Raw genomic sequence first — 15,388 nt, forward strand, 5'->3', positions numbered from 1 at the left:
GATTATATGAAAGAAAAACAAGTATTTTATGTAAATGGTTTTCTCGGTATTATTGGAATTTTGATTTTAGCGGCTATCGGTGTATTTTTCCTTGCACAAGAAATTTTTATAGGAGCAGCACTAACTATTGTATTAGCCGCAATTCTCGCTACGGGTATCGGGATTGTTCAACCGAATCAAGCGAAAGTTATTACGTTCTTTGGTAATTATTTAGGAACAATTCGTCAAAACGGTTTATTTTTAACGATTCCGTTCGCATTCCGTCAAACTGTATCGTTACGTGTTGAAAACTTTAATAGTAAGAAATTAAAAGTAAACGATGTTGAGGGAAATCCGATTGAAATTGCAGCTGTTATCGTATATAAAGTAGTTGATTCTGCAAAAGCAATGTTCGGTGTTGAACATTACGATCGATTTGTAGAAATTCAAAGCGAAACGGCAATCCGCCACGTCGCAACAAAATATCCTTATGACAATTTCCAAGATGAAACTTGCATTACGTTACGCGGAAATACTGAAGAAATCTCTGAAGAATTAAAACGTGAGTTAGAGGCACGTCTTGAAATTGCTGGTGTAGAAGTATTGGAAACTCGTTTAACGCATTTAGCTTACGCAACAGAAATTGCCCATGCAATGCTACAACGTCAACAAGCAAAAGCAGTATTAGCTGCTAGAAAAGAAATTGTTGAAGGTGCTGTGAAGATGGCCAAAGATTCAATCCATATGTTAGATGAAGAAGGCGTACTGGAACTCGATGACGAGCGTAAAGCAAATATGGTAAACAACTTATTAGTTGCCATCGTTTCAGATAAAGGTGCGCAACCCGTTATTAATACAGGAAGCCTATACTAAGGGCTATAAGTAATTATGGCTAAAAAGAAAAGCTTTCCATTACGTATTGATCCTGAATTACACGCAGTCATCGAAAAATGGGCAAATGATGAGTTTCGTAGCGTCAATGCACACATCGAGTATTTACTTCGAGAAATGGCAAAGCAAAAAGGGAAATTAAAAAAAGATAAAGATGAATAAAAAATCCCGCTGATTCCTCAGCGGGATTTTTACATATTAACTTCTCGTCATCTCATGCCCAATTGCACGATATCCTATATCACTTCGATAAAATAGACCATCACTCTCAATTTTACCGATTTCTTTATATACTTTATCTTTTGCTTCTTGTAAACTATTTGCCTTACAAGCAACAAATAATACACGGCCACCGTTCGTTACAAAGTCCCCATGTTTCATTGCTGTACCTGCATGGAAAACAATCACATCTTGCAGTGCATCTAGTCCGCTAATAATATCACCTTTTTTATATGCTTCTGGGTATCCTTTAGAAGCAAGTACAACACCAATTACCGCTTTTTCTGACCATTGTAACGTTATCTCACTCTCATCTAATACAGCGTTACATACATCAACTAAATCGTTTTCTAAGCGAGGTAATACAACTTCTGTTTCAGGATCACCAAAGCGTGCATTAAATTCAATTACCTTTGGACCATCATTTGTTAAAATAAGACCTGCATATAAAATGCCTGTAAATGAACGATTTTCTTCAATCATCGCTTTAGCAGTTGGATGTAATACTGTTTCAATCGCTTCTTGAACTGCTGATTCTGGAATTTGTGGTACTGGAGAATATGCACCCATTCCGCCCGTATTTGGACCTTTATCACCATCAAAAGCTCTTTTATGATCTTGGGCGATTACCATTGGATGTACAGTTGTTCCATTCACGAATGCCATTAATGAAAATTCTTGTCCATCTAAAAACTCTTCAATAACGACCTTCTTACTTGCCGCGCCGAATTTCACATCTTGCAGCATTTCTTTCACAGCTTGTAATGCCTCTTCAAGCGTCATTGCTACTGTTACCCCTTTACCAGCAGCTAAGCCGTCAGCTTTAATAACGATTGGTGCACCAACTTTTTGAATGTACTGTACTGCTTCTTCATAATCTGTAAAAGTTTCGTACGCCGCAGTTGGAATATCATACTTTTTCATAAGCTCTTTTGTAAAAGCTTTACTACCTTCAATAACAGCAGCCGCTTTATTCGGACCAAATACACGAAGTCCCTCTTCTTTAAAACGATCAACAATTCCATTCATAAGTGGAATTTCTGGCCCAACGAAAGTTAATTCCACATTATTCTCTTTTGCAAATAAGACTAATGCATCAAAATCATTTTCATCAATATCAACTGGTGTTGCAACATCTCGCATACCTTCATTACCTGGTGCTACATACACCTTTTCTACTTTTTCAGATTGTGCAAACTTCCAAGCTAAAGCATGCTCACGCCCACCGCGGCCAATTACTAAAACATTCATATTTCATCCCCCAATAATTAAATAAGTACAAACTAGAAGCTATGCTCCTAGTTTGCTTTTTCATATCAATAAAAGTTTAAAAGGAGGATCAAGAGAACCGAGCTGGTCTAGGCGCATTTGCCAGGAGGACACGGAGTGTAGCTTTCCTACATGAGTACCGCACTGGCATTGCAACGACGACTTGCGAAGGTTATCTCGACCGGACATTTTAAACATCCATATCAATAAAAGTTTAAAAGGAGGATCAAGAGAACCGAGCTGGTCTAGGCGCATTTGCCAGGAGGACACGGAGTGTAGCTTTCCTACATGAGTACCGCACTGGCATTGCAACGACGACTTGCGAAGGTTATCTCGACCGGACCTTTTAAACATCCTCTATTAGTGTTTGAAATGACGTACGCCAGTGAACACCATAGCAATCCCATACGTATCCGCCACTTTAATAGAATCTTCATCACGGATTGATCCGCCCGGTTGAATGATTGCTGTAATTCCTGCTTTTGCTGCTTCTTCTAATGTATCTGGCATTGGGAAGAAAGCATCAGATGCAAGTGCGCTACCTTGTGCTTTTTCACCAGCTTGTGTAATTGCGATTTTTGCAGAACCTACACGGTTCATCTGTCCCGCACCGACACCAATTGTCATATCATCTTTCGCTAAAACAATTGCATTTGATTTCACATGCTTTACAACTTTCCAAGCTAGTTTTAAATCTTTCCATTCTTGCTCTGAAGGTTCACGTTTCGTTGGAATTGAAATTGTACTTTCATCTAATGATAACGTATCTTCCTCTTGAACGAGAAGCCCACCTTGTACAGAAGTTAGTTTTTTGCTTGCACTTGTCGCTTTTTCAATATTTACAGTTAGTAGACGTAAGTTTTTCTTACTTTGCAATACTTCTAAAGCTTCTTGTGAGAACGAAGGTGCGATAACAATTTCTAAGAAAATTTCATGTAACTTTTCTGCTGTAGCTTTATCAATTTCACGATTTGCTGCAATAATACCGCCGAAGATTGATATTGGATCTGCTTCATAAGCACGAGTATATGCTTCGTGAATATCAGTTCCTACTCCAACACCACATGGATTCATATGTTTTACCGCTACTACTGCTGGTTCTGTAAATTCTTTTACGATGCTAAGCGCTGCGTCTGCATCATTAATATTGTTATACGATAATTCTTTACCGTGTAATTGTTCTGCGTATGCAACAGAAGAAGTTGCTGCGAATGGCGCTTTATAGAAAGTTGCTTTTTGATGTGGGTTCTCGCCATAACGTAAGTCTTGCTTTTTCTCAAATGTCACAGTTAATGTTTCTGAACTTTCTTCACCCATTTGCTCTGTTAAGTAGTTAGAAATTAACGCATCATACGCTGCTGTATGACGGAATACTTTCGCTGCTAGTTTACGTTTCGTTTCCTCTGCTACTTCATCGTTCTCTTTCAGTTCTGCTAACACAATATCATAATCTACTGGATCTACAATTACAGATACGAATTTATGATTTTTCGCAGCAGAGCGAATCATTGTCGGGCCACCGATATCAATATTTTCAATTGCATCAGCAAATGTTACATCAGGCTTAGCGATTGTTTCTTTAAATGGGTATAAGTTAACAACAACAAAATCAATTGCTTGAATACCTAATTCATTCATTTGCGCTACATGTGTTTCATTATCACGAACTGCTAATAGACCACCATGAATATTTGGATGTAAAGTTTTCACACGACCATCCATAATTTCAGGGAAACCAGTTACTTCAGAAATACCAATTACTTGTAAGCCGTTTTCTTCTAGTAACTTTTTCGTACCACCTGTTGAAATAACTTCAATCCCTTGCTCTAGTAACCCTTTAACAAATTCTACTACTCCTGTTTTATCTGAAACACTTACTAATGCACGCTTTTTCATTTATCCTTCACCCCTGGTTGTATGTTAGTTAACAGTTGCTTCTTTCACAGACTGAACAATTTGATTCACTGTATTTACGTATAATTTATGTTCAACTTGTTGAATTTTCTTTTGTAAGCTTTCTCTCGTATCCCCTTCAGAAACAACCACTGCTTCTTGCGCAATAATTGGCCCTGTATCCATACCTGCATCTACATAATGAATTGTTACTCCAGTTACTTTCACACCTGCTTCTAACGCTTGACCGACAGCATCTTTACCCGGAAAGCTCGGTAGTAATGATGGATGAATATTAATAATCTTTCCGCTGTATGCTTCTAGTAACGTCGGCCCAATTAAACGCATATATCCAGCTAAAAGAATATAATCAATTTCATATTCTTCTAGCTTCTTTAATATCTCTTTTTCAAACGCTTCTTTGGACTCATATGCTTTCGCTGAAAAAGCGAAACACGGAATATGATGATAATTTGCCCGTCCAACAGCGCGTGCTTCTGGTTTATCACATACTAATAAACTAATTTCTGCATCCAATCTTTTTTCTTCTACCGCATTAACGAGAGATTGAAAGTTAGATCCGCTTCCAGAAGCAAAAACCGCTAATCTACTCATAGTGCTGTGCCCCCATTAAAAGTAACACCAGCTCCTTGTATAGTACGTCCAATAATACGAGCCGTTTCTCCTTGTTCTTCAAGAAGACGAACAACATCTTTTGCATCTTCTTCCTTTACTGCCACTACCATACCAATACCCATGTTAAAAATATTGAACATGTCTTTCTCTTCCAGTTTTCCAACTTCTTGAAGTAAACTAAATATCGGCTGAATTTTCCAAGATCCTAGTTCAATCTCAGCACCGATTCCTTCTGGCAACATGCGTGGAATATTTTCAATAAATCCGCCACCTGTAATATGCGCCATACCGTATACTTCATGTTTCTTCAATAGTTCTAAAATAGGTTTGACATAAATTTTCGTTGGTTTTAATAATTCTTCACCAAGAGGTAGTTCTAAGCGACCATAAATACGCTCTAAAGCTAGTTCTCCATCTTCTAGTAACACTTTTCGTACTAAAGAGTAACCATTGCTATGAATACCGCTAGATGCTAAGCCAATTAACACGTGACCAGCTTCAATTTTTTCACCTGTTACAATTTTCTTTTTATCAACAATCCCAACTGTAAAACCAGCTAAATCATATTCTTCCGTAGAATACATTCCTGGCATTTCAGCTGTTTCTCCACCGATTAATGCACAACCAGCTTGGCGACAGCCCTCTGATATACCTTTGACGATGTTTTCAATTTTACTAGGTTCAGCTTTACCACAAGCAATATAATCAAGGAAGAAAAGCGGCTCTGCTCCTTGGACAACAATATCATTTACACACATTGCTACTGCATCAATACCAATTGTGTCATGTTTATCTGCCATAAAAGCGAGCATCAATTTCGTTCCCACGCCATCTGTTCCAGATACTAATACAGGTTCTTCTAATGCAAATTTTGATAGATCAAACATACCTCCAAAACCGCCTAAACCGCCTAGTACTTCTTTTCTCATAGTTGTTTGTACGTGTTTTTTCATGCGAGATACCGCTTCATATCCAGCTTCAATATCTACTCCTGCTTGCTTATATGCATTCGCCATCGTTATTTACACCTCGTCTTTTAATTTCTCCCCATCCAGGGCGGGCTATTTTAAGAAAGGAGCTAGCTTCTACATCAAAAGAAGTAGAAGCTTTTTTCACTTTTCTTATTTCATACTTTCTAAAAGCTCTTGCTCATAATCATAAAGAGCTGTTGGATAGTCCCCATTAAAGTAAGCCATACATAGACCGCCATATTTCCCTTCATATGGACGCCCAATTGCATCTACTAATCCATCTTCGCTTAAAAATGTTAAAGAATCTGCTCCGATCATTTCACGGATTTCTTCTACTGTATTATTTGCTGCAATTAATTCTTTTCTCGTTTGAATATCAATGCCATAGAAACATGGATACTTAAGAGGTGGTGAAGCGATTCTTACGTGAACTTCTGTCGCTCCAGCTTCACGAAGCATACGAACAATTCGTTTACTTGTCGTTCCTCTTACGATAGAGTCATCAATCATAACAACTCGTTTCCCTTCAACTACACCTCTTACTGCGGAAAGCTTCATCTTAACCCCTTGCTCGCGCAGTTCTTGAGAAGGTTGAATAAACGTACGTCCAACGTAACGATTTTTAATTAATCCTAACTCATATGGAATACCTGTCGCCTCCGCATAGCCAATCGCAGCTGAAATACTAGAGTCTGGTACACCAGTAACAACATCTGCCTCAATAGGAGCTTCTGCCGCTAAACGTTTCCCCATATTCTTACGTGCTGCATGAACATTAACGCCTGCAATATTAGAATCTGGTCGTGCAAAGTAAATGTATTCCATACTACAAATTGCATGTTCTACATCATTTGTGAAACGATCTACGTGAATTCCTTCATCATTAATGACAAGTAATTCACCCGGTTCTACATCGCGAATGTATGTTGCACCTACTACATCAAAAGCACATGTTTCTGACGCTACAACGTAAGCATCCCCCATCTTTCCAATTGAAAGCGGACGGAACCCATTCGGATCTAATGCAACGATCATTTCATTTCCAGTTAGTAAAAGATACGCAAACGCACCTTTCACTTTATTTAAAGCCTCTTTTACACTTTCAATTAAAGAATCTTTCGTACTACGTTTAATAAGATGTAAAAGTACTTCTGTATCTGAACTAGTTTGAAAAATACTGCCCTCTGCTTCTAATTCACGACGAAGCATTTTTGCATTAATTAAATTTCCGTTATGAGCTAACGCCATACTATGATCGGAAAAACGGAACAACAATGGTTGAACGTTAGCAACTTCACTTCCACCAGCTGTTGCATATCGTACATGTCCGATTGCTGATTTTCCATTTAATCCTTCTAGCTCACCTCTTGAAAACACTTCTGATATTAAACCTAACCCCTTGTGACCGATGATTTTTTCCCCATTATTTACGACAATGCCTGCGCCTTCTTGCCCACGGTGCTGTAAACTGTGCAATCCGTAGTATGAAACTTGTGCTGCATTTTCATGCCCCCAAATTCCGAAAACGCCACATTCTTCGTTTAACCCCTTTATTTCAGCAAGCATGGGATTGCCCCTTTCCAAGCCTTTCTCATTTCATCTACATTTGCTGTAAGTAATACTTCATTTTCTTCATTATGAATTGTTACTTCATTTGTACTTGTTACTTCTCCAACTTGGATTGCTTCTACCACTTTCTCAAACGCCTCTTTATTTTCACGTTTTACAGTTATCACGAAACGAGACTGTGATTCAGCGAATAATGCTGCTGTTGCTTCTCCATCTAATTTCACAGTAGCACCTAAGCCTTTAGCACCAATTGCACTTTCTGAAATCGCAACTGCTAAACCACCTTCAGCAACATCATGTGCAGATTGAACAAGACCAGCTTGAATTGCTTCTAATACTTGTTTTTGGCGTTTTAATTCTACATCTAAATCGATACTTGGTGATTGACCGAAAATTTTGCCGTGAATCATTTTCTGTAATTCACTTCCGCCAAACTCAGCTTTCGTCTCACCAATTACATACACTAAATCACCAGCTTGCTTAAACTCTTGTGTTGTTACATGTTTTAAGTCATGCACAAGTCCGACCATCCCAACAGTTGGTGTTGGATATACAGCTTCACCACTACGCTCGTTATACATCGATACGTTTCCGCCGATAACTGGTGTTTGTAATGTGCGACAAGCTTCACTCATACCGTCTACTGATTTCTCAATCTGCCAGAAGATTTCTGGTTTTTCTGGGTTCCCGAAGTTTAAGCAATCTGTAATTGCAAGTGGCTCTCCGCCAGAACATACGATATTACGCGCTGCCTCTGCTACTGCAATTTTACCGCCCATCTCTGGGTCTAGATAAATGTAGCGAGAGTTACAATCTGTCGTCATTGCTAATCCTTTTTCTGTACCGCGTACACGTACAACTGCAGCATCTGAACCTGGCGTAACAACTGTGCTTGTGCGAACTTGGTAATCGTATTGATCGTATACCCACTCTTTACTTGCAATTGTTGGTTGCTGTAATAAAGCGAATAACGTTTCTTTATAATTTTCTACTTTTGGCGTTTCCATTTTCATTGCTTGGAATTCAGCAAAGTATGCTGCTTCTTTTGATGGCTTATGATAAATTGGTGCTTCTTCTGCTAAAGCATCTGCTGGAACTTCAGCTACCTTTTCACCTTTATGGAATAAACGAAGCATTTTATCTTCTGTTACTTTCCCCATCGTAACCGCTGCAAGACCATACTTCTCAAATAAATCTACTATTTCTTGTTCTCTACCTTTTTTCACGACAATTAACATACGCTCTTGTGATTCAGATAGCATCATTTCATATGGTGTCATTCCTGTTTCACGCTGTGGTACATCATCTAAGTACATTTCAATACCCATTCCTGCTTTACTTGCCATTTCTGCAGATGATGATGTTAAACCAGCCGCACCCATATCTTGAATTCCAACAAGTGCATCGGATTGAATTAATTCTAAACACGCTTCAATAAGAAGTTTTTCCATAAATGGATCCCCTACTTGAACCGCTGGACGTTTCGCTTCTGAGCTTTCAGATAGTTCTTCCGACGCGAATGTTGCACCGTGAATACCGTCACGACCAGTTGATGCTCCTACGTACATTACTGTGTTACCAGCACCGTGCGCTTGCCCTTTTTTAATGTCTTCGTGGTTAATCAAACCTACGCACATTGCATTTACAAGTGGATTTCCTTCATAACATGGATCAAATTGTACTTCGCCGCCAACAGTCGGAATACCGATGCAGTTACCGTATCCTGCAATTCCTGCTACTACTTCTTCGAATAAATATTTCACACGTGGTGACTGTAATTCACCGAAACGAAGTGAGTTTAATAGAGCTACCGGGCGTGCTCCCATAGAGAATACGTCACGAATAATACCACCAACACCTGTTGCAGCTCCTTGATATGGTTCAATAGCTGAAGGATGGTTATGACTTTCCATTTTAAATACAACTGCTTGATTATCACCGATATCTACAATTCCAGCACCTTCTCCAGGTCCTTGCAGAACGCGCTCACCTGTAGTTGGAAACTTACGAAGAACTGGTTTCGAATTTTTATAACTACAATGTTCAGACCACATTACAGAGAATAACCCTGTTTCTGTATAATTTGGCAGACGACCTAAAATCTTTTCAACCATGGCAAACTCTTCGTCTGTTAGCCCCATTTCCGCATATATACGCTCTTCTTTAATTTGTGTTGGATTTGGTTCAAGCATTAACGACATATGTTTCCCTCCACTGTTTTAAGATAGATTGAAAGACTTTTAACCCTTCAGCACCGCCAAGTAATTCATCTACAGCACGCTCTGGGTGTGGCATCATACCAAGTACATTTCCTTTTTCATTTACAATACCAGCAATATCTGAAACGCTACCGTTAGGGTTTTCTACGTAACGGAATGCGATTTGATTGTTCTCTTCTAATTGTTTAAGCGTCGCTTCATCACAATAGTAATTCCCCTCACCATGCGCGATTGGAATATTAATTACTTCATCTTTTCCATATTGTGATGTAAACATCGTTTCATTATTTTCAACACGCAACTGAACAGTGCGACACATAAATTTTAAGTTTTCGTTTCTCATTAACGCTCCTGGTAGTAATCCTGATTCAACAAGAATCTGGAATCCATTACATACACCTAAAATCGGCTTTCCTTGCTCAGCAGCTTTTTGCACTGCTTTCATTGCATTAGCAAAGCGAGAGATAGCACCGCAGCGTAAGTAGTCACCATAAGAAAATCCACCTGGTAGTAGAATTGCATCATATTCATCTAGATTCTCTGTATCGTGCCAAACGTAATCTACTTCTTCGCCAAGCTCATCTTTAATTGCATGGAACATATCGACATCACAGTTCGAACCCGGAAATACTATTACGGCAAATTTCACTGTGCGACAACCTCCTCAACTTCATAACGGAAGTCTTCCATTACAACGTTCGCTAATAGTTTTTCACACATTTCCTTTACCTTGCTATCTAAATCAGATACAGATTTATCAATTGTTAGTTCCATGTACTTTCCGATTCGAACATCTTGTACTTCTGTGAATGAAAGACTATGAAGTGCTCCTTTTACTGCTGTTCCTTGTGGATCTAATACGCTTTCTCTTAATGTTACATATACCTTAACTTTATACATGTGAAATTCCCCCTAAACGTTTTAAAATCTCTTCATAAGCATCTGTTAAATTTCCAAGATCGCGACGGAATACGTCTTTATCAAACTTTTCATTGCTCGTTTCATCCCATAAACGGCAAGTATCCGGTGAAATTTCATCCGCTAAAATGATTTCTCCTTCTTCCGTTACACCAAACTCTAATTTGAAATCTACTAATCTTACACGACAGCTTGCGAAATGATCAATCAACACTTGATTGATTTGTAGAGCCATATCTCGTAATACACTTACTTGCTCTGGTGATGCAACGTTTAATACACGAATATGATCTTCCGTTACAAGCGGATCTCCTAAATCATCATCTTTGAAGTAAAATTCTACGATTGGTTCTGCAAGTACAGTTCCCTCTTCCATTCCTAATCGTTTTGAAAGACTTCCTGCAATTACATTTCTTGTGACAACTTCTAAAGGAATAATACTCACTTTTTTAACAAGTTGTTCTGTTTCAGATAACTTCTCAACAAAATGTGTTTTAATTCCCACTTCTTGTAACTTTCTGAACAATAAAGTTGTAATTTCATTGTTCAAACGACCTTTTCCTGTAATCGTCTCTTTTTTCTCCCCATTGAAAGCAGTCGCACTATCTTTGTACTCTACCCAAACCATATCTGCTGATTCTGTACGATAAATTCTTTTTGCCTTACCTTCATACAGCAATTCTAGCTTTTGCATTTCGCAAGCCCCCTGTAGTTTGAAAAATGTGAATAATGTTTTTATAAAGAATGGCACAGAATGACTCTATTCTGTGCCATATGAAATTTTACGCTTCGTTTAATCCAAGGCGTTCAAAGATTGTATCAACGTGTTGCATATGATGCTCATAGTTGAAGCATTCATTAATTTCTTCTTGTGTTAACTTACTTGTAATACGCTCATCAGCTTCTACAAGCTCTTTAAATTGTACTTGTGTTTCCCAAGCTTCCATCGCTTTAGGCTGTACGATATCATAAGCTTCTTCACGTACCATACCTTTGTCGATTAGTGTAAGCATTACGCGCTGAGAATAAATTAAGCCGTATGTTCTTGTCATATTGCGTTTCATATTCTCTGGGTATACAGTTAAGTTTTTAACGATATTACCAAAGCGATTTAACATGTAATTTAATGCGATTGTAGCATCTGGTAAAATTACGCGTTCTGCCGAAGAATGAGAAATGTCACGCTCATGCCATAATGGAACATTTTCGTAAGCTGTCATCATATAACCGCGGATAACACGAGCTAAACCAGTCATATTTTCAGAACCAATTGGATTACGTTTATGTGGCATTGCAGAAGAACCTTTTTGACCTTTTGCGAAAGCTTCTTCAACTTCACGTGTTTCACTCTTTTGTAAACCACGAATCTCAACTGCCATCTTTTCGATAGATGTTGCAATTAGTGCAAGTGTTGACATGTAGTGTGCGTGACGATCACGTTGCAATGTTTGTGTTGAAATTGGTGCTGCTTCTAATCCTAAGTTTTCACAAACATATTTTTCTACGAATGGATCGATATTTGCATATGTACCAACCGCACCAGATAGTTTACCAACACGAACTGTATCAGCAGCTTGTTTGAAACGCTCTACGTTACGTTTCATTTCTTCATACCAAAGACCAAGTTTTAAACCAAATGTTGTTGGTTCTGCATGAACACCATGTGTTCTTCCCATCATGATTGTGTATTTATGCTCTTTCGCTTTGTTAGCTAAAATGCTTACAAAGTTTTCTAAGTCTTTTAATATGATTTCATTCGCTTGTTTTAAAATGTAAGATAACGCTGTATCTACTACGTCTGTAGATGTTAAACCGTAATGAACCCATTTACGTTCTTCGCCTAGTGCTGGCGTTTCGGATACAGCACGAGTGAATGCAACTACGTCATGACGTGTTTCTTTTTCAATTTCATAAATACGATCAATATCAAATGATGCATGCTCACGAATTTTCTTAACATCTTCTTTTGGAATATCGCCAAGCTCAGCCCATGCTTCACAAGCTAAAATCTCAACTTCTAACCACGCTTTAAATTTGTTCTCTTCCGTCCAAATCGCACCCATTTCAGGGCGTGTATAACGACTAATCATCTTTTTCCCTCCAACAGTTGTTCTTGATGGTCCCAAATATGCAAACTCTTCGCTTTTTCTAGAGCGACTTCAATATTATCATTTAAAATATTAACATGCCCCATTTTTCGCTGTGCTTTTGCTTCTTCTTTTCCATACAAGTGTAAATAGCACCCGGTTAATCTATTCACTTGTCTTAGGACCCCTTCTATATGTTCGCCTAAAATGTTTACCATGACAACTGGTTTTAACAAATTTGTTTCTCCTAGAGGTAAATTACAGATTGCTCGAATATGTTGACCAAATTGGCTCGTTTCACATGCATCCTGTGTATAGTGTCCTGAATTGTGAGGTCTTGGTGCTAATTCATTAATGTAAATCTCACCATTAGCTGTAGCAAACATCTCTACAGCTAGTGTTCCCACAAGTTTTAATTCATCCGCAAGTACCTTTGCATAAGCAATTGCTTTTTGAGAAAGCTCTTCTGTAATACGAGCTGGAACGATAGATTCATGCAAAATGTTATTTACATGAATGTTTTCCGCTACCGGAAATACTTTCGTTTCACCACTTACACTACGAATCACAATAACGGATACTTCTTTTTCAAAAGGCACCCATTTCTCTAAAATACACTCTGCTTTATCCACAAGATCTCTTGCTGTCTCAACATCAGCCTCACTTCTTAAAACAACTTGCCCTTTCCCATCATATCCACCTGTCGTCGTTTTTAAGACGGAAGGGAATGATAACTCAGCAATTGCTTCTGTAAGCTGATCTTGATTTTGAACTAATCTATACGTTGCTACTGGTAACCCAGCCTTCTCAATTGCATTCTTTTCTGTAAAACGATTTTGCGTTTTATTTAACAACTGACTACCTTGTGGCAAGTAAGCATGTTTTTCAAGCCATTGTAAACATCTATAATCAATATTCTCAAATTCATATGTGACAACATCACTTATCTCTGCTAAATGCTGAATTGCCTTTAAATCGTCATACGGTGCAACAATTTCAATATCAGCAACTTGTGCACATGGTGAATGCTTTGTAGGATCTAAAACAGCAATTTTATATCCCATCTCCTTGGCTGCCAATGCCATCATTCTTCCTAGCTGGCCGCCTCCAATAATGCCGATTGTTTTTCCAGGTAAAATGATTCTCGTCATACTAGCTCACTACCTTCACGCACATCTTTTTCAATCGCTTCTCGTCTCAATTCTAATGCATCATGTATATCATCATGAAATGATCCAAGTATTTGTGCAGCAAGTAATCCAGCATTCGTTGAACCGGCTTTACCAATTGCAACAGTTGCAACTGGAACACCTCCTGGCATTTGGACGATGGATAATAATGAATCTAAGCCGTTTAATGCTTTTGATTGAACTGGAACTCCAATTACAGGAAGATTTGTCTTCGCTGCAACCATTCCTGGTAAATGTGCTGCTCCACCAGCTCCAGCAATAATAACTTTCAATCCACGTTCACGAGCCGTCTCTGCATATTCAAACATATAATCCGGAGTCCGATGAGCGGATACAACTTTTTTCTCATACGGTATATTTAATTCATCTAAAATGTCACAAGCATATTTCATTGTTTCCCAGTCTGATGTACTTCCCATTATGACTCCAACTAGTGATTTCATATTAGAATCCCCCCGATTCAAATAAAAAAAGCCTGAAATAGAACAGTTTCTCTTTTACTATGAGAGAAAGCGCTCTACTCAGGCATACGTATCCCTTGTGAATAGAAAAATACCGAGTGACTTTCCCTCATAGTCTAACGAATAACGGTCGTTAGGTAGAGACTTGCAGGCCATATCCCCGCGATTATATGAGGTCTTATATTATTGTTTCTATGGCTATATTAACAATATTTCATAAACGATGTCAATAAATAATCGAATGTTTTTTTATTAGTAGTCAATAACGTTCGTGTTTTAGTTATATTCAAAAGAAGAATTGCAACTATATGCAAGAAGAAAAGGGAATTAGAATATATATTTCTAGAGATCTATTTACTTATAATCATTTATATAGTACTTCAGTATGTTTTAAATCACAATATGTACAATCTTGTATTCTATACATCAATAGAACTTTTATTATAACGATTTAATTTCTAAGGAGGATAAACGTGAAAGAAAGAACTACGCTATTATCCTATTTATTTTTTCTATCGCAGTAATTGTTGTAATTATTTAATACTTATTTATAGCATCTCATTATTTAAAATATATACTTATGATAGAAATAATGTGTCCTATTTTAAGTATTACTTTAGCGGCATTAGGAAAATCCGGAACACAAAAAATCATTGCTATTATTTTAAACAGTCTCTATTTCATTCTTTTTTCGTCTTTAGCGTTATTAAATTTATGGATTATAACATTCGGTAAATAAAAATAAACACAAAAAAACCTAAGTCGAAACGACTTAGGTTTTTGCTTGGCGACGTCCTACTCTCACAGGGACAAGGTCCCAACTACCATCGGCGCTAGAGAGCTTAACTTCCGTGTTCGGTATGGGAACGGGTGTGACCTCTCTGCCATCATCACCAAACTATTGAAGGCATATTCCTTCAAAACTAGATAACATTGCTTCATATTATATGGTTAAGTCCTCGATCTATTAGTATTCGTCAGCTCCACATGTCACCATGCTTCCACCTCGAACCTATCAACCTGATCATCTTTCAGGGATCTTACTAGCTTACGCTATGGGAAATCTCATCTTGAGGGGGGCTTCAT

Annotated in this window: 14 protein-coding genes, 2 rRNA genes, 1 pseudogene and 1 riboswitch; of the genes and pseudogenes, 3 read left to right on the top strand and 14 right to left on the bottom strand. The window is 38.1% G+C overall.

What is annotated here, in order from left to right:
* The first annotated feature begins 6 nt into the window (after nt 1-6).
* Entirely contained in the window at nt 7-852 is an 846-nt protein-coding gene (locus tag C4S65_RS18360; RefSeq protein ID WP_000660674.1) for an SPFH domain-containing protein, read from the top strand.
* 15 nt (nt 853-867) lie between these two features.
* Complete coding sequence (locus tag C4S65_RS18365; protein WP_001085172.1) at nt 868-1,032, top strand: toxin-antitoxin system HicB family antitoxin; 165 nt, start codon at nt 868-870, stop codon at nt 1,030-1,032.
* Between the two features lie 36 nt (nt 1,033-1,068).
* On the opposite strand, the gene purD is transcribed toward C4S65_RS18365, so the two are convergent.
* The 12 genes from purD to purE all read right to left on the bottom strand — a co-directional run bounded on the left by purD (nt 1,069) and on the right by purE (nt 14,284).
* Nucleotides 1,069-2,340 (bottom strand): phosphoribosylamine--glycine ligase, encoded by a 1,272-nt coding sequence (gene purD, locus C4S65_RS18370; protein WP_061666175.1) that lies wholly within the window; start codon nt 2,338-2,340, stop codon nt 1,069-1,071.
* Between the two features lie 378 nt (nt 2,341-2,718).
* Nucleotides 2,719-4,254 (bottom strand): bifunctional phosphoribosylaminoimidazolecarboxamide formyltransferase/IMP cyclohydrolase, encoded by a 1,536-nt coding sequence (gene purH, locus C4S65_RS18380; RefSeq protein ID WP_061666174.1) that lies wholly within the window; start codon nt 4,252-4,254, stop codon nt 2,719-2,721.
* A 24-nt stretch (nt 4,255-4,278) separates the two neighbouring features.
* A complete protein-coding gene (purN, locus tag C4S65_RS18385) occupies nt 4,279-4,866 on the bottom strand; it encodes a phosphoribosylglycinamide formyltransferase (RefSeq protein WP_061666173.1) in 588 nt (195 codons plus the stop codon).
* Entirely contained in the window at nt 4,863-5,903 is a 1,041-nt protein-coding gene (purM, locus tag C4S65_RS18390; protein ID WP_061666172.1) for a phosphoribosylformylglycinamidine cyclo-ligase, read from the bottom strand. Before purM ends, purN begins: the two co-directional genes overlap by 4 nt.
* A gap of 105 nt (nt 5,904-6,008) precedes the next feature.
* The gene (gene purF, locus C4S65_RS18395; protein ID WP_061666171.1) at nt 6,009-7,424 is read right to left on the bottom strand and encodes an amidophosphoribosyltransferase; all 1,416 of its coding nucleotides are present in this window, start codon (nt 7,422-7,424) and stop codon (nt 6,009-6,011) included.
* Complete coding sequence (gene purL, locus C4S65_RS18400; protein ID WP_000055564.1) at nt 7,409-9,628, bottom strand: phosphoribosylformylglycinamidine synthase II; 2,220 nt, start codon at nt 9,626-9,628, stop codon at nt 7,409-7,411. Before purL ends, purF begins: the two co-directional genes overlap by 16 nt.
* Complete coding sequence (purQ, locus tag C4S65_RS18405; RefSeq protein ID WP_000666787.1) at nt 9,612-10,295, bottom strand: phosphoribosylformylglycinamidine synthase subunit PurQ; 684 nt, start codon at nt 10,293-10,295, stop codon at nt 9,612-9,614. The genes purL and purQ overlap by 17 nt, the downstream gene beginning before the upstream one ends.
* Nucleotides 10,292-10,546, bottom strand: a complete 255-nt coding sequence (gene purS, locus C4S65_RS18410) for a phosphoribosylformylglycinamidine synthase subunit PurS (protein ID WP_000278823.1) — start codon at nt 10,544-10,546, stop codon at nt 10,292-10,294. Before purS ends, purQ begins: the two co-directional genes overlap by 4 nt.
* Nucleotides 10,539-11,258 carry a phosphoribosylaminoimidazolesuccinocarboxamide synthase gene (gene purC, locus C4S65_RS18415; RefSeq protein WP_001170544.1) on the bottom strand — a complete coding sequence of 240 codons (720 nt, stop codon included), beginning with the start codon at nt 11,256-11,258 and terminating at the stop codon, nt 10,539-10,541. The genes purS and purC overlap by 8 nt, the downstream gene beginning before the upstream one ends.
* An 88-nt stretch (nt 11,259-11,346) precedes the next feature.
* On the bottom strand, nt 11,347-12,654 hold the full coding sequence (gene purB / locus C4S65_RS18420; protein ID WP_000625682.1) for an adenylosuccinate lyase: 1,308 nt from the start codon (nt 12,652-12,654) through the stop codon (nt 11,347-11,349).
* Nucleotides 12,651-13,802, bottom strand: a complete 1,152-nt coding sequence (gene purK / locus C4S65_RS18425) for a 5-(carboxyamino)imidazole ribonucleotide synthase (RefSeq protein ID WP_000196767.1) — start codon at nt 13,800-13,802, stop codon at nt 12,651-12,653. The genes purB and purK overlap by 4 nt, the downstream gene beginning before the upstream one ends.
* Nucleotides 13,799-14,284, bottom strand: a complete 486-nt coding sequence (purE, locus tag C4S65_RS18430; RefSeq protein WP_000839367.1) for a 5-(carboxyamino)imidazole ribonucleotide mutase — start codon at nt 14,282-14,284, stop codon at nt 13,799-13,801. Before purE ends, purK begins: the two co-directional genes overlap by 4 nt.
* Before the next feature lie 110 nt (nt 14,285-14,394).
* Nucleotides 14,395-14,496, bottom strand: a riboswitch (purine riboswitch).
* A 279-nt stretch (nt 14,497-14,775) separates the two neighbouring features.
* Between purE and C4S65_RS35690 the strand changes: the two are divergent.
* Nucleotides 14,776-15,041, top strand: a pseudogene (locus C4S65_RS35690) (hypothetical protein).
* A gap of 43 nt (nt 15,042-15,084) precedes the next feature.
* On the opposite strand, the gene rrf reads toward C4S65_RS35690, so the two are convergent.
* Nucleotides 15,085-15,200 (bottom strand): 5S ribosomal RNA (gene rrf, locus C4S65_RS18435).
* A 49-nt stretch (nt 15,201-15,249) separates the two neighbouring features.
* Nucleotides 15,250-15,388, bottom strand: a 23S ribosomal RNA gene (locus C4S65_RS18440); the annotation flags it as partial.

The sequence above is a fragment of the Bacillus sp. ok061 genome (genome assembly GCF_900108285.1).
Lineage (GTDB): Bacteria > Bacillota > Bacilli > Bacillales > Bacillaceae_G > Bacillus_A > Bacillus_A thuringiensis_S.

Excerpts from the sequence above, each read along its gene's own strand:
- C4S65_RS18360 (WP_000660674.1), top strand. The coding sequence starts at position 7 with ATGAAAGAAAAACAAGTATTTTATGTAAATGGTTTTCTCGGTATTATT.
- C4S65_RS18365 (WP_001085172.1), top strand. The coding sequence starts at position 868 with ATGGCTAAAAAGAAAAGCTTTCCATTACGTATTGATCCTGAATTACAC.
- purD (WP_061666175.1), bottom strand. The coding sequence starts at position 2,340 with ATGAATGTTTTAGTAATTGGCCGCGGTGGGCGTGAGCATGCTTTAGCT.
- purH (WP_061666174.1), bottom strand. The coding sequence starts at position 4,254 with ATGAAAAAGCGTGCATTAGTAAGTGTTTCAGATAAAACAGGAGTAGTA.
- purN (WP_061666173.1), bottom strand. The coding sequence starts at position 4,866 with ATGAGTAGATTAGCGGTTTTTGCTTCTGGAAGCGGATCTAACTTTCAA.
- purM (WP_061666172.1), bottom strand. The coding sequence starts at position 5,903 with ATGGCGAATGCATATAAGCAAGCAGGAGTAGATATTGAAGCTGGATAT.
- purF (WP_061666171.1), bottom strand. The coding sequence starts at position 7,424 with ATGCTTGCTGAAATAAAGGGGTTAAACGAAGAATGTGGCGTTTTCGGA.
- purL (WP_000055564.1), bottom strand. The coding sequence starts at position 9,628 with ATGTCGTTAATGCTTGAACCAAATCCAACACAAATTAAAGAAGAGCGT.
- purS (WP_000278823.1), bottom strand. The coding sequence starts at position 10,546 with ATGTATAAAGTTAAGGTATATGTAACATTAAGAGAAAGCGTATTAGAT.
- purC (WP_001170544.1), bottom strand. The coding sequence starts at position 11,258 with ATGCAAAAGCTAGAATTGCTGTATGAAGGTAAGGCAAAAAGAATTTAT.
- purB (WP_000625682.1), bottom strand. The coding sequence starts at position 12,654 with ATGATTAGTCGTTATACACGCCCTGAAATGGGTGCGATTTGGACGGAA.
- purK (WP_000196767.1), bottom strand. The coding sequence starts at position 13,802 with ATGACGAGAATCATTTTACCTGGAAAAACAATCGGCATTATTGGAGGC.
- purE (WP_000839367.1), bottom strand. The coding sequence starts at position 14,284 with ATGAAATCACTAGTTGGAGTCATAATGGGAAGTACATCAGACTGGGAA.